This is a genomic window from Glutamicibacter sp. NPDC087831 (assembly GCF_044742845.1).
Lineage (GTDB): Bacteria > Actinomycetota > Actinomycetes > Actinomycetales > Micrococcaceae > Glutamicibacter.
The window spans coordinates 434,065-455,762 of the sequence record NZ_JBIUVH010000003.1 but is presented as its reverse complement, the minus strand read 5'-3'; the positions used below and the strand labels follow the sequence as shown (position 1 = coordinate 455,762).

General features: G+C 65.1%; 17 protein-coding genes. 6 read left to right on the top strand and 11 right to left on the bottom strand.

Features of this window, described 5'->3' with window-relative positions:
* From argF to argC, 5 genes are read right to left on the bottom strand one after another with little or no spacing between them, the layout of a single operon-like run.
* On the bottom strand, positions 1-960 hold the full coding sequence (gene argF, locus ACIOJF_RS12910) for an ornithine carbamoyltransferase (protein WP_105658130.1): 960 nt from the start codon (positions 958-960) through the stop codon (positions 1-3).
* Between the two features lie 52 nt (positions 961-1,012).
* Positions 1,013-2,272, bottom strand: a complete 1,260-nt coding sequence (locus tag ACIOJF_RS12905; protein ID WP_402735609.1) for an acetylornithine transaminase — start codon at positions 2,270-2,272, stop codon at positions 1,013-1,015.
* A complete protein-coding gene (gene argB, locus ACIOJF_RS12900) occupies positions 2,269-3,204 on the bottom strand; it encodes an acetylglutamate kinase (RefSeq protein ID WP_105658132.1) in 936 nt (311 codons plus the stop codon). The genes ACIOJF_RS12905 and argB overlap by 4 nt, the downstream gene beginning before the upstream one ends.
* 21 nt (positions 3,205-3,225) lie before the next feature.
* Positions 3,226-4,440, bottom strand: coding sequence for a bifunctional glutamate N-acetyltransferase/amino-acid acetyltransferase ArgJ (gene argJ / locus ACIOJF_RS12895; protein ID WP_402735608.1), 1,215 nt, complete (start codon positions 4,438-4,440; stop codon positions 3,226-3,228).
* The gene (gene argC, locus ACIOJF_RS12890; RefSeq protein WP_133832936.1) at positions 4,437-5,468 is read right to left on the bottom strand and encodes an N-acetyl-gamma-glutamyl-phosphate reductase; all 1,032 of its coding nucleotides are present in this window, start codon (positions 5,466-5,468) and stop codon (positions 4,437-4,439) included. Before argC ends, argJ begins: the two co-directional genes overlap by 4 nt.
* A 181-nt stretch (positions 5,469-5,649) precedes the next feature.
* Between argC and ACIOJF_RS12885 the strand changes: the two genes are divergently transcribed.
* The 4 genes from ACIOJF_RS12885 to ppk2 all read left to right on the top strand — a co-directional run bounded on the left by ACIOJF_RS12885 (position 5,650) and on the right by ppk2 (position 13,173).
* Positions 5,650-6,618, top strand: a complete 969-nt coding sequence (locus ACIOJF_RS12885; RefSeq protein ID WP_402735607.1) for a quinone oxidoreductase family protein — start codon at positions 5,650-5,652, stop codon at positions 6,616-6,618.
* A gap of 276 nt (positions 6,619-6,894) precedes the next feature.
* Positions 6,895-10,830: a Pls/PosA family non-ribosomal peptide synthetase gene (locus tag ACIOJF_RS12880; protein ID WP_402735606.1), complete on the top strand. Its 3,936-nt coding sequence runs from the start codon at positions 6,895-6,897 to the stop codon at positions 10,828-10,830.
* Positions 10,831-10,843: 13 nt separating this feature from the next.
* Complete coding sequence (locus tag ACIOJF_RS12875; RefSeq protein ID WP_402735605.1) at positions 10,844-12,145, top strand: M1 family metallopeptidase; 1,302 nt, start codon at positions 10,844-10,846, stop codon at positions 12,143-12,145.
* Positions 12,146-12,276: 131 nt separating this feature from the next.
* The gene (gene ppk2, locus ACIOJF_RS12870; RefSeq protein ID WP_105658137.1) at positions 12,277-13,173 is read left to right on the top strand and encodes a polyphosphate kinase 2; all 897 of its coding nucleotides are present in this window, start codon (positions 12,277-12,279) and stop codon (positions 13,171-13,173) included.
* Positions 13,174-13,195: 22 nt separating this feature from the next.
* Here ppk2 and ACIOJF_RS12865 read toward each other — a convergent pair whose 3' ends face one another.
* Both ACIOJF_RS12865 and ACIOJF_RS12860 read right to left on the bottom strand, forming a co-directional pair.
* The gene (locus tag ACIOJF_RS12865) at positions 13,196-13,876 is read right to left on the bottom strand and encodes a 4'-phosphopantetheinyl transferase (RefSeq protein WP_402735604.1); all 681 of its coding nucleotides are present in this window, start codon (positions 13,874-13,876) and stop codon (positions 13,196-13,198) included.
* Positions 13,876-15,390 (bottom strand): DUF5129 domain-containing protein, encoded by a 1,515-nt coding sequence (locus ACIOJF_RS12860; RefSeq protein ID WP_402741700.1) that lies wholly within the window; start codon positions 15,388-15,390, stop codon positions 13,876-13,878. Before ACIOJF_RS12860 ends, ACIOJF_RS12865 begins: the two co-directional genes overlap by 1 nt.
* Positions 15,391-15,684: 294 nt before the next feature.
* On the opposite strand from ACIOJF_RS12860, the gene ACIOJF_RS12855 reads away from it, so the two are divergent.
* Both ACIOJF_RS12855 and ACIOJF_RS12850 read left to right on the top strand, forming a co-directional pair.
* The gene (locus ACIOJF_RS12855) at positions 15,685-16,206 is read left to right on the top strand and encodes a phosphoribosyltransferase (RefSeq protein ID WP_105658140.1); all 522 of its coding nucleotides are present in this window, start codon (positions 15,685-15,687) and stop codon (positions 16,204-16,206) included.
* A 207-nt stretch (positions 16,207-16,413) separates the two neighbouring features.
* A complete protein-coding gene (locus ACIOJF_RS12850; RefSeq protein ID WP_402735602.1) occupies positions 16,414-16,896 on the top strand; it encodes a GNAT family N-acetyltransferase in 483 nt (160 codons plus the stop codon).
* Here ACIOJF_RS12850 and ACIOJF_RS12845 read toward each other — a convergent pair.
* The 4 genes from ACIOJF_RS12845 to ACIOJF_RS12830 form a co-directional block, all read right to left on the bottom strand.
* Positions 16,893-17,102, bottom strand: coding sequence for a hypothetical protein (locus ACIOJF_RS12845; RefSeq protein WP_105658142.1), 210 nt, complete (start codon positions 17,100-17,102; stop codon positions 16,893-16,895). The two genes, ACIOJF_RS12850 and ACIOJF_RS12845, sit on opposite strands and share 4 nt — an antisense overlap.
* A gap of 153 nt (positions 17,103-17,255) precedes the next feature.
* Positions 17,256-19,799, bottom strand: a complete 2,544-nt coding sequence (gene pheT / locus ACIOJF_RS12840; protein ID WP_402735601.1) for a phenylalanine--tRNA ligase subunit beta — start codon at positions 19,797-19,799, stop codon at positions 17,256-17,258.
* 3 nt (positions 19,800-19,802) lie between these two features.
* Entirely contained in the window at positions 19,803-20,882 is a 1,080-nt protein-coding gene (gene pheS, locus ACIOJF_RS12835) for a phenylalanine--tRNA ligase subunit alpha (protein ID WP_105661889.1), read from the bottom strand.
* Positions 20,883-21,024: 142 nt separating this feature from the next.
* Complete coding sequence (locus ACIOJF_RS12830; RefSeq protein ID WP_388023849.1) at positions 21,025-21,666, bottom strand: LppM family (lipo)protein; 642 nt, start codon at positions 21,664-21,666, stop codon at positions 21,025-21,027.
* Positions 21,667-21,698 lie beyond the last annotated feature (32 nt).

The window sequence follows — 21,698 nt, the reverse complement described above, 5'->3', positions numbered from 1 at the left end:
CTAGAGCTCCACTCGTGGATCTTCGGCCAGGCCGGAGGCGACCATCAGCCAGGCCATCACGGCCTTCTGCGCGTGCACGCGGTTCTCGGCCTCGTCGAACACGACCGACTGCGGGCCGTCGATGACCTCGGCGTCGATCTCGTAGCCGCGGTAGGCCGGCAGGCAATGCAGCACGATCGCGTCGTCCTTGGCCAGCTTCATGGCTTCGGCGGTTACCGAGTAGCCGGTGAACAGCTGCTGGCGTTCGGCCTTCTCGGCTTCCTGGCCCATGGACACCCAGGTGTCGGTGACGACCACGTCGGCGTCTTGCAGCGCGGCGGCGGCATCGGTGGTGATCGTGGCCGATCCCCCGGTCAGCGCGGCGCGCTGCTGCGCGGCCTCGATGATGCGGGCCTCGGGCAGGTAGCCCTCGGGGCCGGCGATGCGCACGTGCATGCCGGCGGTGACCCCGGCCAGCAGGTAGGAGTTGGCCATGTTGTTGGCCGCGTCGCCCAGGTAGGCCATGGTCAGCCCGGCGGTCTTGCCCTTGTGCTCGCGCACGGTGAGCAGGTCGGCGATCAGCTGGCAGGGGTGGTAGTCGTCCGATAGCGCGTTGATCACCGGAACCGAAGAGTTCGCGGCCATTTCCTCCAGGCCGGACTGGGCGAAGGTGCGCCACACGATGGTGGAAACCATGCGCTCGAGCACCTTGGCGGAATCGGCGATGGACTCCTTGTGGCCCAGCTGCGAATCGGCGGAGTTGATGATCAGCGGCGAGCCGCCGAGTTCGGCGATGCCGGCGTGGAAGGACACGCGGGTGCGGGTGGAGGTCTTGTCGAAGAAGACCGCGACGCTCTGCGGGCCGGCGAACGGCTGGTAGCCGTACTTGTCGGCCTTCATCGCCGCGGCCAGGTCCAGCACCTTGGACTGCTCGTCGGGGGTGAAATCCAGGTCGGTCAGGAAGTGGCGGGTTGCGCTCATGGTGTTAGTCCTTTGCTGTCGCAGGGGGTGGTCGCGAAGTTGCTGCCGGCCGCTAGCTGGCGGCGCTGATCAGCTGCGGCAGGGCCGCGATCAGGGTGCCCAGCTGCTCGGTGGTGATCACCAGCGGCGGGGCCAGGCGGATGGTCTTCTCGTCGGTGGCGTTCACGATGAATCCGGCATCCAGCGCCGCGGCGACCAGCTTCGGCGCGTTGGCGGCGGCCAGTTCGAAGGCGGTGAGCAGCCCGGCGCCGCGCACGGCGGCAATGCCCTCGACGCCTGCCAGCTGCTCGCGCAGCCAATCGCCGGTGGCGCGCACATGGGCCAGCAGGTTCTGGGATTCGATGGTGTGGATGACGGCCAGGCCGGCGGCGCAGGCCACCGGGTTGCCGCCGAAGGTGGTGCCGTGGTCGCCCGGGGCCAGCCAGCGGGTGTTCTCCTCGCCGAACACGATCATCGCGCCGATCGGGAAGCCTCCGCCCAGGCCCTTGGCCAGGGTCATCACGTCCGGGATCACCGGGGCCGAGGCGAAGAACGCCCCGGTGCGGCCCATGCCGGTCTGCACCTCGTCGAAGACCAGCAGGGCGCCGGCTTCGCGGGTGATGTCGCGGGCGGCCTGCAGGTACTGCGCGGAGAGCATCTTCACGCCGGCTTCGCCCTGGATCGGCTCGATGAAGACCGCCGCGACGGTTTCGTCCACCGCGGCACGCAGCGCGTCGATGTCCCCGGCCGGGATCCAGCTGACGTTTTCGGGCAGCGGGGCGAAGGGCGCGCGGTACTTTTCCTTGTAGGTCAGCGACAGCGCGCCCAGGGTGCGGCCGTGGAAGGAATGCTCCAGGGCGATCACCTTGGTGCGCGGGGCCTGCGGCGTGCCGGCGTTGCGCCGGGTCAGCTTCAGCGCGGCCTCATTGGCTTCGGTGCCGGAGTTGGCGAAGAAGACCTTGGAGCCGGCCGGGGCGGCGGAGATGTCCAGCAGCTTCTCGGCCAGCGCGATCTGGCTGGGGGAAGTGAAGAAGTTCGAGACATGGCCCAGGGTGGACAGCTGGCTGCTGATCACGGAAGCCAGCAGCGGGTGCCCGTGGCCCAGGGTGTTGACCGCGATGCCGCCGAGCAGATCCAGGTACTGGTTGCCATCGGCGTCCCAGACATGGCAGCCGGCCCCGCGCACCAGCACGCGCTGCGGGGTGCCGAAGACGCCGAGCAGGGAGCTGGAGTAGCGTTCGGCCAGGGCGGCCGAGGACAGCTGCGCCAGCCCGGCAGCTTCAGCGGTTCCAGCCAGGGCGGAGGAGGTGGTTTCAGCGGCGTGCTCGCTCACTTGGCGTCCTTCTTTTGTGCGGTGGCCGGGAGCACCTGGGTGCCCACGCCGGCGGTGGTGAAGATTTCCAGCAGCATCGAGTGCGGGGCGCGGCCATCGACGATGTGGGCCTGGCCTACGCCCCCGTCGACGGCTTTGAGGCAGGCGCCCATTTTCGGGATCATGCCCGATTCCAGCGACGGCAGCATGGTGCGCAGCTCGTCGTTGGTGATCGAGCTGATCAGCGAGGACTTGTCCGGCCAGGCGGCGTACAGGCCCTCCACGTCGGTGAGGATCACCAGCTTGGCGGCGCCCAGCGCGGTGGCCAGCGCGGCCGCGGCGGTATCCGCGTTGACGTTCAGCACCGCTCCGGTGGGCTCGCCGGATTCGTCGAATTCCGGGGCGACGGTGGAGATGACCGGGATCATCCCGGCATCCACCAGCGAGTCCACCTGGTCGGTGCGCACGGTGGTGACCTCGCCGACCAGCCCCAGGTCCACGGGCAGGCCGTCCACGACCGTGCCGGTGCGCACTGCCTGCAAGGTGGCGCCGTCCTCGCCGGACATGCCCACCGAGTAGGGTCCGTGCGAGTTGATCAGGCCGACCAGGTCGCGCTGCACCTGGCCGGTGAGCACCATCCGCACCACGTCCATGGCTTCGGGGGTGGTCACCCGCAGCCCGCCGCGGAATTCGGATTCGATCCCGAGGGTGTCGAGCATCCTGTTGATCTGCGGTCCCCCGCCGTGCACCACCACCGGGTTGATCCCGGCGTGGCGCAGGAACACGATGTCCTCGGCGAAGGCGCGGCGCAGATCGTCGTTGACCATCGCGTTGCCACCGTATTTGATGACCATCGTGGTCCCGGCGAAGCGCTGGATCCAGGGCAGCGCCTCGATGAGCGCTTCGGCCTTGGACTGGGCGATGCCCAGGTTGGTGCGGGCGGTGTGGGCCATGGGAGTGTTCCTAGTTTCTGCCTAGCTGGAGTAGGCGGAGTTCTCGTGGACGTAGTCGTGGGTCAGGTCGTTGGTCAGCACGGTGGCTTCCTCGGTGCCCGCGTTCAGGTCGATCTCGATCAACACGTTGCGTTCTTCGAGCGAAACCAGGCTGCGGTCCTCGCCCACCCCGCCGTTCTTGCAGACCATCACGGAGTTGATCGACACGTTCAGCTCATCGGGTTCGAACGCGGCCTTGGTGGTGCCGACCTCGGAGAGCACCCGGCCCCAGTTCGGATCCTTGCCGAAGACCGCGGTCTTGACCAGGTTGGAGCGCGAGACGGCCTTGGAGACTTCCAGGGCGTCGGCCTCGGTAGCGGCATTGAAGGTGCGGATCGCGATGGTGTGCTGCGCGCCCTCGGCGTCCTCGATCAGCTTCGCGGCCAGCTCGCAGCAGGCGTCGGTCAGCGCCGCGGTGAACTCGGCCAGGTCCGGGGCGGCGCCCGAGGCGCCGGAGGCCAGCAGCAGCACGGTGTCGTTGGTGGACATGCAGCCATCGGAGTCCGCGCGGTCGAAGCTCATCGCGGTGGCGGCGCGCAACGCGGCATCGGCCTGTGCGGAGGTCAGCACCGCATCGGTGGTGAGCACCACCAGCATGGTGGCCAGCGCCGGGGCGAGCATGCCCGCGCCCTTGGCCATGCCGCCGATGATGACCTGGCCGGAACCCGGTGCCCCGACGATGCGGGAGACCAGCTTCGGCACGGTGTCGGTGGTCATGATGCCCGCGGCGGCCGCATCGGCCGCGTTCTGGTCGTCGGCCAGCGCCCCGGCGGCAGCCTGGACCCCGGGCAGCAGCTTGTCCATGGGCAGCTGCATCCCGATCAGCCCGGTGGACGCCACGGCCACGTCGCCGGCGGAAACCGAGAGCAGCTGCGCGGCGTATTCGGCGGTCTTGTGGGTGTTCGCGAAGCCTTCGGCGCCGGTGCAGGCGTTGGCCCCGCCGGAGTTGAGCACCACGGCGTCGATGCGGCCGTCGGACAGCACCTGCTTGGACCAGTGCACCGGGGCGGCGGCCACGCGGTTGGAGGTGAAGACACCGGCGGCGGTGAACTGCGGGCCGAGGTTCTTGACCACGACCACGTCGTTCTTGCCGGTGGACTTCAGGCCTGCCGGGACGCCGGCGGCGGCGAAGCCCGCCGGTGCGGTGACCCCGGTGGCGGCAGCGGATGGGTGGGTGTTGGTGTGCGCGAGGCTCACGGTGCAACTCCTTGCATGAGCAATCCGGTGTTTTCTTCCAGTCCCAGTGCGATGTTCATCGACTGGACCGCGGCACCTGCGGTGCCCTTGGTGAGATTATCCAGTGCGGCGGTGACGATCACGCGGTTGGCGTGGGTGTCGAAGGCCAGCTGCAGCTGGACGTGGTTCGATCCCTGCACCGCCCCGGTGGTCGGCCATTGGCCCTCGGGCAGCAGGTGCACGAAGAGCTCGTCGGCATAGGCCGCGGACCAGGCTTCGCGCAGCTGCGCTTCGCTCACCTCGGGCTTGGCCTTGGCGGTGGCGGTGGTCAGGATGCCGCGCGGCATCGGGGCCAGGGTGGGGGTGAAGGAGACGGTGACCGGTTCGCCGGCGAGCTGGGAGAAGCCCTGCTCCATTTCCGGGATGTGGCGGTGGGACCCGCCCACCCCGTAGGTGCTCATCGAGCCCATGGTTTCGCTGCCCAGCAGGTTGGGCTTCAGCGACTTGCCGGCGCCCGAGGTGCCCGAGGCGGAGACGATAACCACGTCGTCGGCTTCCAGCAGGCCAGCGGCGAAGCCCGGAGCCAGGGCCAGCTGCGCGCCGGTCGGGTAGCAGCCCGGGACGGCCACGCGCTTGGTGCCCACCAGCTTTTCGCGCGCACCGGGAAGTTCGGGCAGGCCATAGGGCCAGGAGCCGGCATGCGCCGAACCGTAGAATTTCTCCCAGGCCTCGGCGGATTCCAGCCGGTGGTCCGCGCCGGCGTCGATGACCAGGGTGGATTCGGGCAGCGCCGCGGCCACGGCGGCCGATGCGCCGTGCGGCAGGGCCAGGAACACGACGTCGTGCCCGGCGAGGTTTTCCACGGTGGTGTCCAGCAGGACGCGATCGGCGAGCGCATGCAGGTGCGGGGCGATCGAGCCGAGCCGCTGCCCGGCCTGCGAATGCGCGGTGATCGCGCCAATCTCTACTTCTGGGTGGGCCGCGAGGATGCGCAGGACCTCGCCACCGGCGTATCCACTGGCGCCGGAAACAGCTACTGAAATCGTCATGACCAGATTCTACCGCGAAATATTCATGCACGCTAATAAATATTCATAAAATTCTTCGTCACGTAACCAGACATCCACCCCCAAGGTGCCCGTGCAGCGGCCCGAAGTCCTAAACTGGCCGTAAGACCGTCCCCGGCATCCAGCGCCGGGATCGAAACACGCAGCTAAGGAGCGCCGCACTATGCAGCAGCAAGCCATTCTGGTTCACGAACCGTCCGATGCCAGCGGATTGGTGCCGGGCGAGATCCCGGTCCCTGCCCCGGGCCCGGGCCAGCTGCTGGTGAAGGTCGCGGCCACCGGCGTGAACTTCATCGAGACCTACCAGCGCAGCGGCGTGTACACGGTGGACTACCCCTTCACCCCGGGCACCGAGTTCTCCGGCGTGGTGGAGCAGATCGGCGACGGCGTGCAGAATTACCAGGTCGGCGACCGGGTGGCCACCGCCTCCGGCTCCCGGGGCTACGCCCAGTACGCGCTGGTGGAGGCCAAGCGCGCGGGCAAGGTGCCCGATGCGGTGAACCTGAGCATCGCCGCCGCGCTGCCACTGCAGGGCATGACCGCGCATTACCTGGTGCATTCGAGCTACATGGTGCGCTCCGGCGATGTCGTCTTGACCTACGCGGGCGCTGGCGGCGTGGGCCTGATCCTCACCCAGCTGCTCAAGCTCAAGGGCGCCACCGTGATCACCACCGCCTCCACGCAGGAAAAGAAGGACCTGGCCAAGGCGGCCGGAGCCGACTACGTGGTGGATTACGACCAGGTGGCGGACACCGTCGCGCAGGTCACCGGCGGCGCGGGCGTGCACGCGGTCTACGACGGCATCGGCAAGGACACCTTCGAGACCTCGCTGGCAGCCCTGCGCCGGCGCGGCACCCTGGTGCTCTTCGGCGGGGCCAGCGGCCAGGTCCCGGACTTCAACCTGCAGCGGCTGAACGCCGGCGGTTCGCTGAGCGTGACCCGGCCGAAGCTCGATGACTTCCTGGCCACCGAGCAGGAGCTGCACTGGCGCTTCGGCGATATCTTCGGCTGGGTCGCCACCGGGGACATCGATGTGCGCATCGGCGCCGAGTTCCCGCTGGCCGAAGCCGCCGCGGCCCATGCCGCGCTGGAATCGCGCGCCACCACCGGCAAGGTCATCCTGGTTCCCTAGCGATGGCCGGGCATCCGCAGGCTGGGCATGCCGGCATCTGCCCCGAGAGCACCGGGGCGATGCCGGCATTCACCGCGCGCTCGTTGCTGCCGCCGGTCCGCAACAGTTGAGAGATGCATGACACTTCAATCAAATTTTTCCGCTCTTAACCCGTAACACGCTTTAATGGTGACTGGAACCCTTGCGTTCCACCCCTCCAGGATCCACTTCACTTCTGGGACGCTCTCCCCCAGCGACCCATCTTGCACTCTTAGTGAAGGGACGGATCCGATCAGCATGGACAACGAACGAACTCCAGCGCCGGATGCACCAATCCATCCACCCCAGTTCCCCTCCGGAACCCTGGCGCCGGCTGCGCGCACCCTTATGGACATCCTGCAGGCCACCGCCCAGGCTCATCCCGATGCGCCGGCCATTGACGACGGCGAACGCGTAGAGAGCTACGCGGAGCTGCTCGAAGAGGTCAAGAACAAGGCCCGGCGGCTGCATGCCCAGGGCCTGGGCGCCGGCGACCGCATCGGCGTGCGCGTTGAATCGGGCACCCGGCACCTGTATGAATGGATCCTCGCGATCATGTGGGTTGGGGCCGCCTATGTCCCGGTCGATGCCGATGACCCCGACGAGCGCGCCAAGACCGTGTTCACCGAGGCCGAAGTCGCGGGCATCATCAAGGGACGCGATACCGTCGTGGCCGATAGCCAGCGCCCCAAGCCCTTTGCGAACCCGCGAATGCCTGGACTGGAAGATGACGCATGGATCATCTTCACTTCCGGTTCCACCGGCAAGCCCAAGGGCGTCGCGGTCACCCACCGTTCGGCAGCGGCCTTCGTGGATGCCGAAGCGAAGATGTTCCTGCCCGGCGATCCGCTGAACACCACCGACCGGGTGCTCGCCGGACTGTCGGTCGCCTTCGATGCCTCCTGCGAGGAAATGTGGATCGCCTGGCGCAACGGCTCCTGCCTGGTCCCGGCCCCGCGCGCCCTGGTGCGCAGCGGCATGGACCTGGGCCCGTGGCTGATTTCCCGTTCCATTACCGCCGTTTCCACCGTGCCCACCCTGGCGGCGCTGTGGCCGGCGCAGGCCCTGGACTCGGTGCGCCTGCTGATTTTCGGCGGCGAGGCCTGCCCGCCGGAACTGGCCGGGCGGCTAGCCACCGAAGGCCGCGAAGTCTGGAACACCTACGGACCGACCGAAGCGACCGTGGTAGCCTGCGGCGCCACCATGGACGGCAGCGTGCCGGTACGCATCGGCCTGCCGCTGGACGGTTGGGATCTGGCGGTGGTTGATACCGAGGGGATCCCGGTCGCCGAGGGCGAATCCGGGGAGCTGATCATCGGCGGCGTGGGCCTGGCCCGCTACCTGGATCCGGAAAAGGATGCCGAGAAGTACGCGCCGATGCCCACCTTGGGCTGGGAGCGGGCCTACCGCTCGGGCGATATGGTCATCAATGACCCGCTGGGCCTGATCTTCATCGGCCGCGTGGATGACCAGGTGAAGATCGGCGGTCGGCGTATCGAGCTGGGCGAAATCGACGCCGCGCTCAACTCCCTTCCCGAAGTTTCTTCCGCGGCGGTAGCGGTACGCGAGACCGCCACCGGCAACAAGGTCCTGGTCGGCTACCTGCAGGCAGCGGAAAACTATGATCTGGGGGCAGCGCGCACCCGCTTGCTTGCCGACCTGCCGGCGCCGATGGTGCCGATCCTGGCGGTGATGGGCAGCCTGCCGATGAAGACCAGCGGCAAGGTGGACCGCAATGCGCTGCCGTGGCCGTTGCCGGGCGCCGAACTGGCTGCCGAGGGCTCCGGCCTGCCCGAACTCGATGAGACCGGGCAGTTTCTTGCCGAAGCTTGGCGCGGCGCGCTGGGCGCTTCGGCCGCCGGCCTGGACGCCGATTTCTTCGCTTCCGGTGGCGGGTCGCTGGCCGCGGCCCAGCTGGTTTCGGCACTGCGTGCCCGCTACCCTGACCTGACCGTCGCGCAGCTCTACGACTACCCGCGTTTTGGCGCACTGCTCGAATACCTCGGCGGCCAGCAGCAATCCGTGACGCCGGCGCAGCCGCGCACGGTCGAGCGCACCCAGCGGGGAACCCAATGGGCGCAGTCCCTGGCCGCCGGGCCGCTGTTCATCCTCTCGGGCCTGCGCTGGTTCACCTACCTCATGCTCGGACACCTGTTGCTGGTGTTCCTCGGTGTTTTCGAGGCGCACCTGCCGACCCCGTGGTACGTGCTTGCCGGCCTCTGGCTGGTCTTCGTGACCCCGGTAGGGCGCATGGGCCTGTCCATCGCGGCCACGAAGCTCTTGCTCCGCGGCTTGAAGCCGGGGACCTACCCCCGCTCGGGTTCGGTGCACCTGCGCCTCTGGCTGGCCCAGCACATCGCCGACGTGGTCGATCCGGTGTCCCTGGCGTCCGCTCCGCTGCTGCCTTGGTATGCGCGGATGCTCGGTGCGCAGATCGACCGCACCGCGACCATGCACACCCTGCCACCGGTCACCGGCATGCTGCGAGTCGGCCCCGGAGCCTCCATCGAGCCCGAGGTGGATATCTCGGGCTACTGGATCGACGGGGACAAGCTGCACGTGGGCACCATTGAGATCGGCGCCCACGCCTCCATCGGCGCCCGCAGCACCCTGGCCCCCGGGGCAGCCATCGGTGCGCACACCATCGTTGAAGCGGGATCCGCGGTCTACGGCCAGGCCCGGAGCCATTCCCGCTATGCCGGTTCGCCGGCGCAGCGCGAAGGCAAGGCCAAGCCGAAGTGGCCAACGCAGGAACCGGAGCACAAGGCGCTGCCCCGTATTCTGGGCGGCATCGGTTCCATGGCGTTGAACCTCGCACAGTGGCTTCCGGTGATTGCCGCGTTGCTGGCCATAGCCCCGGTACTTGGCAGCGCGCAATCGCTGGCCGGGATCGGCTGGCGGTTCATTCCGGCCGTGCTGCTGGGCGCCACCGTGTGGTTCTTGGCCACCATGGTGCTGACCATCGCCATTGTCCGCCTGCTTTCCATCGGCCTGGCAGAGGGGTGGCATCCGGTCACTTCCCGCGTTGGCTGGCAGGCCTGGGCTACCGAACGCGTCTTGGATACCGCCCGCGACCTGCTCTTCCCGCTCTACGCCTCGCTCTTCACCCCGATCTGGCTGCGCCTGCTCGGTGCCAAGGTGGGCCGCGACGTGGAGATCTCCACGGTGCTGCTGATTCCGAAGATGACCACCATTTCCTCGGGTGCGTTCCTGGCCGATGACACCATGGTTGCTTCCTATGAGCTCGGTGGCGGCTGGATGCACATTGCCCCGGTTCGCGTGGGCAAGAAGGCCTTCTTGGGCAACTCCGGCATCCTGCATGCCGGGCGCCGGGTGCCCAAGCGCTCGCTGATCGCGGTGCTGTCGGCCACGCCGAAGAAGATGAAGGCCGGCACCTCGTGGATCGGCTCGCCCCCGCACAAGCTGCGCCGCACCACCGTGGAAGGCGAATCGGATCTGACCTACCGCCCAACCCTGAAGCTCAAGGCGATGCGGGCGGGGTGGGAGCTGACCCGTGGCCTCGCGGTGTTCACCACGGTCGGAATTGCCGGCGGCGTGCTTTGGGCGCTGTCCGCCTTGACCGTCTACTTCAACCCGCTGGTCGCGATCCTGCTTTCCGGCGCGGTGCTGGTCCTGGCCGGAGCAGTCGCCGCCCTGGTGGCGGTCGCCGCCAAGTGGCTGGTGGTTGGCGTGATTCGCCCGGGCGAGCACGCATTGTGGAGTTCCTTCATATGGCGCACCGAAATGGTGGATTCCTTCACCGAGCTGGTCTGCGCCCAATGGTTCGCCCGCTTGGCTTCGGGCACCCCGGCCTTGGTCTGGTTCCTGCGCGCGCAGGGGGCAAAGATCGGCCATGGCGTGTGGTGCGAGAGCTACTGGTTCCCGGAAGCGGACCTGGTGACATTGGAAGACCACGCCACGGTGAACCGCGGCAGTGTCCTGCAAACCCACCTGTTCCACGACCGGATCATGTCCATCGACGCGGTGTCCCTGGGCGCCGGGGCAACGCTCGGCCCGCACAGCGTCATCCTGCCCGCCGCGCGGATCTCCGAAGGCACCACCACCGGGCCAGCCAGCCTGGTGCTGCGCGGCGAGGTGCTTCCGGCAAATACCTACTGGCGCGGTAATCCGGCGGTACGCTGGAACATCGAACCCGAGACCAAAGCCGAGCAACCGGCTGACCAACAAGCCTGAGGATTCCCCGCCGATGCCCCACCACATACTCGATGAGTACACCAAGCACCATGGGTCCCCGACGTACACGGTGGAGCACTATGACCTGTCGTTGGTCATCAAGCTCGCCAGCAACCTGCTCGATGGCCGGGCCATGCTGCGCATCCGCGCCGTGGAGGATATCAATGAGGTCGCGTTGAACCTCAGCGGCTTGAAGATCATCAAGGCCACCTGCCAGGGGCGCAAGGTGCCGGTGGCCAAGAAGCACCACCGGATGGTCGTTTCCCTGCCAGCAGTGGTGAAAGCCGGCGAGCGCGTGGAGCTGAACCTGCGCTATGCCGGCAGCCCGCAGGCAGAAAACGGGCTGTGGGGCGAGCTTGGCTGGGAAGAGCTCACCGATGGCATCCTGGTCTCCGGCCAGCCAGTAGGCGCCTCGACCTGGTACCCGTGCAACGACCACCCCAGCCACAAGTCCAGCTACCGCTTCGAGATCTCGGCGGATGCCGGCTACCGCGTCGTGGCCAATGGCCAGCTGGTGGACCATCGCCGTTCGGCCAGCCGCGAGATGTGGGTCTACGAGCAGCGTGAGCCGATGGCCAGCTACCTCGCCACCGTGCAGATCGGCCGTTATAGCCAGATTCCTTTCGATGAAGGCGGCCACCTGGTGGCCTACTCGGTTCCGGGAACCGAGGTGCCGGTGCGCGGCGCGTTCGCGAAGCAGACGGCGATGGCCGAGCTGTTCGAGCGGAAATTCGGCCCGTACCCGTTCGAGAGCTACAAGATCGTCGTGGTCGATGACGAACTGGAGATCCCGCTCGAAGCCCAGGGCCTGAGCATCTTCGGCAAGAACCACTTGTCGCTGCAGTGGGAAGACCAGCGCCTGATCGCCCACGAGTTCGCGCACCAGTGGTTCGGCAACTCCCTGACTCCGGGGCGCTGGAAGGATATCTGGCTCAACGAGGGTTTCGCTTGCTTCAGCGAATGGGTGTACTCCGAAAAAGCCCAGGTGATGGCGTTGGACGAGCGTGCCCGCCACGCGTGGGCCCTGCTCGAAGGCTTGCCGCAGGACATCATGGTCGGGGACCCCGGGCCCCAGGACATGTTCGATGACCGGGTGTACAAGCGCGGAGCGCTGGCCCTGTATGCGCTGATGCGGCGGTTGGGCGAAACGGACTTCTACACGATGCTTCGCCAATGGACCGCCACGCATCAGCATTCGACGGTGAGCACGCAGAAGTTCGCTGACCTATTGGGCCACTACGCACCGGCGGAAGAGATCCAGGCCATCCTGGACGCATGGCTGTTTTCCGAGGCGCTTCCGCCCTTCCCTGCCTGATCGGCGCACGGCGCCATGATGTTCCGGCCAGGTCCGCAGGGCTGTTGTCCTTCATCACAAACAACCCTCTGGCTTGGTCTTGTTCAGCATTTGTTCACAAGCTGTTCACCGGATGGCTCTACGGTCATTGCATGACTGTAGAGATCCCCCTGCTCGATGAAGCCTTCCAGGGCTATTCCGTCCTCGATAACGACGATGACGATCCGGTGCTGGTCCGCGCCGATGGAAGCATCGTCGATACCTGGCGGGAGAACTACCCGTATTTCCAGAAACTGGATCGCGCCACCTACGAGGCTGAAAAGCGGGCACTGCAGATCGAACTGCTGAAACTGCAGAAATGGGCGAAAGCCCATGGCCGCCGGATCATGATCGTTTTCGAAGGCCGCGATGCGGCCGGCAAAGGCGGCACGATCAAGCGTTTCACGGAACACCTGAACCCGCGTGGCGCCCGCGTGGTGGCCTTGGAAAAGCCGAGCGAGCGCGAGTCCACCCAGTGGTACTACCAGCGCTATGTGCAGCACTTCCCGTCGGCTGGCGAGATCGTGCTCTTCGACCGCTCCTGGTATAACCGTGCCGGCGTCGAACGCGTGATGGGATTTTGCACCGAAACCCAGGTGGACCACTTCCTGGAGCAGACTCCCGCCTTCGAGAAGATGGTCGTCGACGAGGGCATCGACCTGGTGAAGTTCTGGTTCTCGGTGTCCGCCAGCGAGCAGCTGACCCGATTCACCATCCGCCGCATCGATCCGGTGCGCCAGTGGAAGCTCTCGCCCATGGATCTCGAGTCCCTGGATAAGTGGGAAAAGTACACCCAAGCCAAAAAGGAAATGTTCCTCAAGACCGATACGGAGCATGCCCCGTGGACCGTGGTGAAGTCCAACGACAAGAAGCGCGCCCGGTTGCAGGCGATGCGCCACGTGCTGAACCTTTTCGAGTACAAGGGCAAGGACCACCACTTAGTGGGCTCCCCCGATCCGAAAATCGTGGGCCGCGCGGCCAAGGTGATTACCCACGGCGAAGAATTCTAGATCCGTTCCCGGTGCACCGCTGCTAGGGAACGATGACGCAGGTGCCCAGCAGCCCTTGGCCGCGCGGTCCTTCGGCGATCCAGCGACCGCTCATCGATGCGAGAGCATGCTGCGCGGCAACCGGTCCCGTAGCCCGGATTCCGGCATGGAAACGGCGGGACTGCGCATCGACGCGAATCTCGCATTCCAGGAAATCCAGCCACTGCCTGGTCAGCGGGAACCACGCCTTGAAGATGCTTTCCTTGGCGCTGAAAATCAGCCGGTCCCAGGCGATGCCCGGATGGTGCGCCGATAGCTCGGCGGCCATCACCTGCTCTTCGGGAAGCAAGATGATGTCGAGGATTTCTGCCGGCAGCGGAGCATGCAGTTCGGCGTCGATGCCAAGGCCGCGAATATCGCTGGTGGAGGCTACTGCCGCTGCACGGAAGCCAGCGCAATGGGTCATGCTCCCCACCACGCCAGCTGGCCAGATCGGTGCCCGTTTTTGATCTGGAACCAAGGCAACGCCCGCATAGCCCAGTTGTGCCAGCGCTCGGCGAGCGCAGACACGGACAGTACGGAATTCCTGCTGCCGCTCAGGCACCGCCTCGGCGATGTACCGTTCTTCTTCCCCGTAGGATCGGCCGTCTTCCAGCTCGGTACGCGACTGGACCAAATGTACCGAAGACGGCAGCAGCTCTGCGAAGATATCGTTGCCTTCCATCAGAAGCGCGAAGATCCGCCAGCGCCGGAGAAGCTTCCGCCACCAGAGTATCCGCCGGAGACTCCGCCCGACGAGCTCGCTGCTTCACGCGACTCAGCCACTGCGCTGACGCCCGCGGAATATCCGTGGTGGTAGCCACCCACGCGCCAATACATCGATGCGGGATTCAAAACGTCCAGGATGGTGCCGGAACGGCCGTCATATGCCCCGGATTCATAGCGGGATTTCTTCAATGCCGATTGCATGTCGGCCTTCTCTTCGGCACTTTCCGCATACACTTCGATTTGAGCTTGGGCGAAGACATCCAGCTTTTCGGTCAATTCGGCACGCAACTCCGATAATCCATCGAGCGCTTGATCCACCGTGATCGATTCTTTCTTCAGCTGCACTGACAATTCGCCGAGCTGCCTGGTTGCCATTTCCCGGTAGGAAGCCAAGGCGGCCGCGCTGCCCATCAGTTCCGGCTCTACGTCGTTGAGCAACTCCCTGATCTCGTCGAGGTCCTCTTCTAGCGGCTCGGTCTGTGCATGCCACGCCTCTTCCCAGGATGCTGAACGGGTATAAAGCGCCGCCGCGGCAATGATGGCGTCATCGGTCAGGTCCAGGGACTGCGCTGTTTCGCGGAATTCCTTGGCGAAGCGAACGCCTTCGGAGCCGGACCGCTCCTTCTTGCCCGAGTCTTCCAGTGCCTGCTGCGCTGCAAAACAAGCACGGTATTTGGCCATGAACTTGGTGAAGCGCTGCTCCAGCTCGGCTGCATGCCCTGAAGCCGACGGCAGCGTACGAGCCGCCAATTCGGTTTCTTCCAGATCCATCGTGACGTTGGTCAGGTGCAAGGTCCCCTGATGCAGTTCTTCCGCGAAAGTTTTCCGACGCGTTGACCGAGTGTGCAGTGCGACGCCGCCGATAATGGCAGCCACGAGGCCTCCGACGCCCGTGGATATCCACAAGGCCGGGTGCTGGTACCAGGGCAGATTCATGATCACGGCCGCCTGATCGGCTACCGCAATGACGCCGTCGGTCCACCGGGATAGATTGAAGTCGTCGTAGCCGGCTTCGTGGATGCTCTCCATGGAGCTCTCTGAGACCTTGCGGTCTTCGCCGAAGTACGTGCCGATCTGTCCATCTCCTTCTCCTTCGATGGACAAGGTGATGATGAACAGGCCGTCGGCCCAGTAGTCGCCGTAGTCTTCGGGCTTTCCTGATATCCATTCCGGATGGGATGACTTGGCGTATTCCAGCGTCTTGGTGTTGATGTCATCGGAGTATTCTCCGTTGCGGGCGTAGATTGCCACATCCGTGGGCTCGTTGAAATCGAGCTCGTCCAGTGCGTCACGCAGCCGCTGCTCATTGAGCTTGCCGGTGGAATCCTCGATGGTGACCGATTCCAGGTTCTGCCCGGCCACGACCTGCACACCGGTGGCAGCTTGCGCGGCAGGCAGGGCGCCAGCCAGCCCCAAGGAAAGTGCCGCTGCGGTACCGGCTATTCGAATGCTCCGGGTTCGTGGGCCCACGATGCGTCTCCTTCTTTCGAGTTCCGGGTTATCTCCGGCTGATGGCCTTTCTCCTATCCTAGCGAGCCGGGGTGTGGCATCGATCATCCTTAAGACGGCTTTCGGCGCATTGGGGCCGCAACGCGCTTGTTCCAACCGGGATTCGCCGAAAAGTGATGGATTCCTCAAGCAGGTGCATTGCATGCCTATTCATGCCTGATCAACGGATGGGAATCCTCCGGGCATGGGAGGAAAAAATGATCGATTGGTTTGAACTGGACAGCACCGCACCAAATTCGGGGCTAAAATTGCAGAATGACTAGCATTGACGATTCCGGGGCATCCGTCCTTTCAGAACCAGAGCGCGAGATCCTCACTTGGGACACCTTCGGTGAAGCTTCCCGCGAACTGGCACAGACCATTGTCGACGACGGCTTCGAGCCGGACATCGTTCTGGCAGTAGCACGAGGCGGCCTGCTGCTGGCCGGCTCGATTTCCTACGCTCTGGGCGTCAAGGCCTGCGGTGCGCTGAACGTGGAGTTCTACACCGGCATCGGCACCGTCCTGCCGGAGCCAGTGGTTCTTCCTCCAATGCTGGACGATGGCCACCTGCGCGACAAGAAGATCCTGATCGTTGACGATGTCTCCGACTCCGGCCGCACCCTTGAAAAGGTTGTCGATCTGGTGTCCGCCTGGGGCGCCGAGGTCAAGACCGTCTGCCTGTACACCAAGCCGCGCACCATCATGGTCCCGGATTACGAATGGCGCCGCACCGACAAGTGGATTACCTTCCCATGGTCGGATCTGCCACCAGTTACCGCTGGCGCAGCCAAGTAAAGTACTTGAATATCAGCAGGGAACGGCGAGCTTTCGCCGTTCCCTGCTTTTGTTTTGAAGCTACTGCCGCGGGCGCAGGTCCAGGCTGAATCCGGGGCATTGCGGAAAGTCCCCGGTGAAGTCGGCTTCCATCCCGAAGGACTCGTAGAAGAACTACGGCCAATGAAACAAGTTTGCGCGCGCTTCGTTCCCGCATAGGCTGAACCCATGGGTCCTTCACTGCTGCTAACGCCAATGACCGAGGCGGATGCAGATTTCGTTGCGCGCCTGGCTGCAGACGAACGCGTCATGGCCCATATCGGCGACGGAAGCACCTGGAGCCTGGAGTACACCGCGCAACGCGTGGATCATGCCCTGAGCAGTCCGGAGATCTCCTGGTTTATCGCGCGCCGCCAGAATTCTCCGGTTGGACTTTTCACCACTACCGAACGCAGGCATGCCACCGAAATCGGCTATTGGATCGCCCCGGAATGCTGGGGCCAAGGCTTGGCGAAGGAAATAGTCAGCGAGGGGCTCGCGCAATTGCAGGAAACCGGTCGAAGCGCATTTATCGCTCGTGCCGATGCCTCGAATATCGCCTCGCTGAAAGTGCTTGCCCGTTACGGGTTCATCGCGCAGGCGAAGGAAGGCCCTGGGCTCATAACGTTGACACGGGTTCTTCCCACTGTACCGGTGCCACCTGCCAGCTAGGGCGTGTAGGTTTCCGATGGGCGGAGCCTATCGGGTGCTTCTTCCTCTACCGTAGCGCTCGGGGTCGCCGGTTCTTCGAGGTGGGTTCCGGCGCCACGCTGGATAAACAGCACCGCTGCCCAGCCTGCCGCGATGAGGACGGCAACGGCCAGGATCCCGAGGAAGAACACCAGCAGCACAGCACCGCATGAACGCAATCCCTTCACTTCAAGCCTCTTCCCTCATCTAGTCGCCTTGTCGGGATATCCCAGATCAAGTGTAGTCCTCAACCTGGCCAACCCGGGCATGGCGACAAAGCAAAATGCCCTGCCGCTTCCCGATCATCGGGAGAGCAGCAGGGCATCTGGCAGGCCGAAAGCCTAGCGCTGGGAAGCGCCGAACTTCTCGGTAGCCGCAGCCACCGCGGCGGCACGAGCCTCGGAGGCCTCGTCGGCGGTCAGGGTGCGGTCGGCGGCACGGAACCTCAGGCCGAAGGCCAATGACTTCTTGCCGTCTTCGATGCCCTGGCCCTGGTACACGTCGAACAGCGCGATGTCTTCGAGCAGTTCACCGGCGCCTTCGCGAAGGGCGGCAAGCACATCTCCAGCCACGACGTCCTGGTCGACAACCAAGGCCACGTCCTGGGTAGCCAGCGGCTGGGCGGACAGGTGCTGCTGGGCAACAACCACTGCAGGTGCAGCAGCCATCAGTGCGGCAGCATTCAGTTCCATGGCCACGGTACGTGCTGGCAGGTCCTGGTCCTTGAGCAGCTGCGGGTGCAGTTCACCGGCGTAGCCAACGACCTGCCCGGAAACCTTCAGTACTGCAACACGGCCCGGGTGGAAGGCCTGGTGGCTGCCCTGGGCAACCTCAAGCTCAACGCCGAGGACATCTGCTGCGCAGTGCGCCGCATCCAGCGCGTCGGCCCAGTCCCAGGCACGCGGTGCGAAGCCGGCCGCAGCCGATGCTTCGCGGCCGGTGAGAACCGCGGCCAGGTGCCATGGCTGGTCAGGGACGCCGTTGAACAGTTCGGCCAGGACCTCATCGCTTGGCTTTTCACCTAGCGGAGGCAGAACCGAGGAACCCAGCTGCGTACCTGGCAGGAAGACGAGGCCGCCTTCATACAGTGCCAGGTCGCGGAAGCCACGGCCGATGTTGCGGCGAGCGGTTTCCAGCAAGCCCGGCAGCAGCGAGGTGCGCAGGAAGCGGAATTCCTTGGAAATCGGGTTGGCCAGCGAAATGGCCTTGACCTCGGTACCGGCTTGCGCAGCACCAAAGGTGCTGTTCTGCGCTTCGGAAACGAATGGGTAGTTCAAGACCTCGGTCAGCCCTGCATCTGCCAAGCCCTGCAGCAGGCGGCGGCGCTGGGACTGGGCGCGGGTCAGGCCACGGCCCGGAGGGGCCACAGGCAAGGTCGCCGGGATCTTGTCATAGCCGACTACACGGGCTACTTCCTCGACCAGGTCTTCCTTGATGTCCAAATCCGGGCGCCAGCTTGGTGCGGTGACCAGGAAGCCCTCGGCGTTCTGCTCAACGCTCGCGCCGATGCCTTCCAGCGCGGTGATGGTCTGCTCATCGGTGTAGTCCACGCCGATCAGGGCTCCAGCGAAACCTGCCGGCAGCTGGATCTGGGTGTCGGAAGGAATCTGGCCCGCGTCGGTGGCCTTGGTGGTTTCGGTGCCGCCGGCCAGCTGCACCAGCAGGTCCACGGCACGCTGGGCCGCGATTTGCATGATGCGTGGGTCCACGCCACGCTCGAAGCGCTTGGAGGCTTCGGAAGGCAGCTTGTGGCGACGGCGCGAACGGCCGATGGACACGGTGTCGAAGTGCGCGGCTTCGATCAGCACGCGGCTGGTCGAATCCGAGACCTCGGTGGCCGCGCCGCCCATGACGCCGGCAATGCCAATGGCGCCGGACTCATCGGTGATCAGCAGGTCCTCGACCGACAGCTCGCGTTCCTTGGCATCCAAGGTCACCAGCTTTTCGCCGGCGTTGGCGCGGCGCACGGTAATCGCACCGGCAAGCTTGTCAGCATCGTAGAAGTGCAGTGGCGCGCCGAGTTCCAGCATGACGTAGTTGGAGATATCGACTACCAGCGAGATCGAGCGCATGCCGGCCAGCTGCAGGCGCGAAGCCATCCAGCGCGGGGTCGGGAGGCTCGGGTTGATGCCGGAGACCTCGCGGGTCACGAAGCGGGTGCAGCCCGGTACGCCGTAGATCGGCGCTTCGTCGCGGAGAACTACTTCATGGCCGGCTTCGGTGGCTTCCGAAACGGTCACGATCGATGCGGGATCGGTGAAGGAGGTGCCGGTGGCCAGCGCGTATTCGCGCGCTACGCCGCGGATCGAGAAGCAGTAGCCGCGGTCCGGGGTCACGTTGATCTCCGCCGCCTGGTCATCCAGGCCGAAGAGCTCGAAGACGTCGGTGCCCAGTTCCGGGTCCAGGCCCAGCTTGGACAGGACCATGATGCCGTCGTGGTCTTCGCCGATGCCCAGCTCGCGGGAGGAAGCGATCATGCCCGCCGAGGTGTGGCCATAGGTCTTGCGCGGGGAGATCTTGAAGTCCCCTGGCAGCACGGCGCCGGGCAGGGTGACAACGACCTTGTCGCCTTCGACGAAGTTGTGCGCACCGCACACGATCCCCTGCACGCCCGAGGGGTCGATGCCCTTGCCGGTCAGGGTCTGCTCGGCGCCTTCTGGAACCACGCGAACCTGGCACCAGTTGATGGTCTTGCCATTGGAGGCAACTTCCTTTTCCAGGGAAATCACCTGGCCGACCACGATGGGGCCCGAGAGCTCATCGCTTGGACGGTGGACATCTTCTTCTTCGAGGCCGACCTTGACCAGGTCTGCCATGACGTCTTCAGCCGATGCGTCGGCTGGTACCTGCGCGTATTCGCGCAGCCAAGATAGTGGAATACGCATTGCTTAGATCTCCATCCCGAAGTGCTGGCTGAAACGGATGTCGCCCTCGATCATGTCGTGCATGTCTGGGACATCGTTGCGGAACATGAGCGTGCGCTCGATGCCCATGCCGAAGGCGAAGCCGGAGTACTCTTCGGGATCAATGCCAGCTGCGCGCAGCACGTTCGGGTTGATCATGCCGCAGCCACCCCACTCGATCCAGCGCGGTCCGCCCTTGGCACCTGGGTGCCAGATGTCCAGCTCTGCCGATGGCTCGGTGAACGGGAAGTAGGCAGGGCGCAGGCGGATCTGCGCTTCGGCACCGAACATCTGCCGGGCGAAGTGCTCCAGGGTGCCGCGCAGGTCGGCCATGGTCAGGCCCTTGTCCACGGCCAGGCCTTCGAACTGGTGGAAAACCGGGGTGTGGGTGGCATCGAGCTCATCGGTGCGGAAGGTGCGCCCAGGGCACAGCACGTAGACCGGCACATCGCGCTCGAGCATCGAGCGGACCTGCACCGGGGAGGTGTGGGTACGCAGCACCAGGTGCGCGTCGGCAGGCTCCACGAAGAAGGTGTCCTGCATTTCGCGGGCAGGATGGTCCGGCTTGAAGTTCAGCGCGTCGAAGTTGAACCATTCGGATTCGACTTCCGGGCCCTCGGCGATTTCCCAGCCCATGCCGACGAAGATGTCGGATACACGGTCCTGCAGGACCGAGAGCGGGTGGCGGGCGCCAACGCTGCGGCGGCGGGCGGCCGCGGTGACATCCACGGTTTCTTCGACCAGGATGCGGGCGGCTTCGGCTTCTTCGAGCACGGTGGTGCGGGCAGCCAGGGCCTTGTTGACCCGTCCGCGGGCACCGCCGACGAGCTTGCCGGCAACAGCCTTCTGGGTCTTGTCCAGCTTGCCGATCTGGCGGTTGGCCAGGGACAGCGCGGACTTCTCGCCGGTGTGGGCCAGGCGCGCTTCCTTCAGCTCGTTCAGGTCGCCAGCGGCCTGGATGGCTGCCAGGGCGGCATCGACCGCGCCCTGGATGCCGGCTTCATCGGTTGGGTGCGGAACATTGGACTCCCCGACAGGAGCTTGTTCAGTTGTCTGATCAGACATGGGATCGATCGATCCTTACTCTTATCTTGTACTTACGCGTAGAACACTTTGCTTCCATTCTATGGCTAAGGGCCCGTGATCGTTTCACCGATGACGGGCCCTTGGCGTGAAGCTTCTTACCTTGAAGCAGGATTGCTGCTAATTAATGCGATTCCTTGGCACCCTTTGGCGCGAAAGCGGCAACGAAGACGAAGGTCAAAACCAGCAGCGCCCCGCCGAATACTGCGGAGTAGAACATGGTGTGGTCGACCTTGGCGGTGGCCTGGTAGGCGGCGGCGCCCTTGATCATGTCGAAGGTGACGGTGTGGTGCTCGACGGTGCCCGGGGTGTGCGAGGTGACTGCGCCGGGGAAGGTGACGTGCAGGTTCGCTTCGGTGAAGGAAGAATCCACGGTGGCTTTGTCGCCCGGCATCGAGAAGGAGTATTCCTTCCCGTCATCGCCCAGGTTGATTTCGAAGCCGAAGACGCGGAATGCGTCAGCCAGCTGGACGTAGGTCATCGGGCTGGTGGTTTCAAAGCGCAGGCCGACGTTTTCGCCATCATCGATGTTGCTGTAGCTCCACTGGTCCCCCAGCTGCTGTTCCATCATTTCGATGTCGATCTGGCTCTCGAGGACTTCTTCAAAGCTGACGCCATTGAGCGTCGACTTGTGCAGGGTCAGCTGCATGGCCCCGGCGACCTTGTCTTTGCCCAAGACGTCGACTTCTGCGTTCATGTTGACGCAACCAGAAAGTGCTAGGACGGCGGCGAAGGCCAGAGCGATAACGCTCATAAATCGCTTCACGAAAAGTGCTCCTCAAAATATCGGCTATAGGC

What these genes read in the sequence shown, in the direction of transcription:
- ACIOJF_RS12885 (WP_402735607.1), top strand. Translation starts at nt 5,650, where the DNA reads ATGCAGCAGCAAGCCATTCTGGTTCACGAACCGTCCGATGCCAGCGGA.
- ACIOJF_RS12855 (WP_105658140.1), top strand. Translation starts at nt 15,685, where the DNA reads ATGACTAGCATTGACGATTCCGGGGCATCCGTCCTTTCAGAACCAGAG.
- ACIOJF_RS12880 (WP_402735606.1), top strand. Translation starts at nt 6,895, where the DNA reads ATGGACAACGAACGAACTCCAGCGCCGGATGCACCAATCCATCCACCC.
- argF (WP_105658130.1), bottom strand. Translation starts at nt 960, where the DNA reads ATGAGCGCAACCCGCCACTTCCTGACCGACCTGGATTTCACCCCCGAC.
- argB (WP_105658132.1), bottom strand. Translation starts at nt 3,204, where the DNA reads ATGGCCCACACCGCCCGCACCAACCTGGGCATCGCCCAGTCCAAGGCC.
- ACIOJF_RS12875 (WP_402735605.1), top strand. Translation starts at nt 10,844, where the DNA reads ATGCCCCACCACATACTCGATGAGTACACCAAGCACCATGGGTCCCCG.
- ppk2 (WP_105658137.1), top strand. Translation starts at nt 12,277, where the DNA reads ATGACTGTAGAGATCCCCCTGCTCGATGAAGCCTTCCAGGGCTATTCC.
- ACIOJF_RS12850 (WP_402735602.1), top strand. Translation starts at nt 16,414, where the DNA reads ATGGGTCCTTCACTGCTGCTAACGCCAATGACCGAGGCGGATGCAGAT.
- ACIOJF_RS12865 (WP_402735604.1), bottom strand. Translation starts at nt 13,876, where the DNA reads ATGGAAGGCAACGATATCTTCGCAGAGCTGCTGCCGTCTTCGGTACAT.
- argC (WP_133832936.1), bottom strand. Translation starts at nt 5,468, where the DNA reads ATGACGATTTCAGTAGCTGTTTCCGGCGCCAGTGGATACGCCGGTGGC.
- pheT (WP_402735601.1), bottom strand. Translation starts at nt 19,799, where the DNA reads ATGCGTATTCCACTATCTTGGCTGCGCGAATACGCGCAGGTACCAGCC.
- pheS (WP_105661889.1), bottom strand. Translation starts at nt 20,882, where the DNA reads ATGTCTGATCAGACAACTGAACAAGCTCCTGTCGGGGAGTCCAATGTT.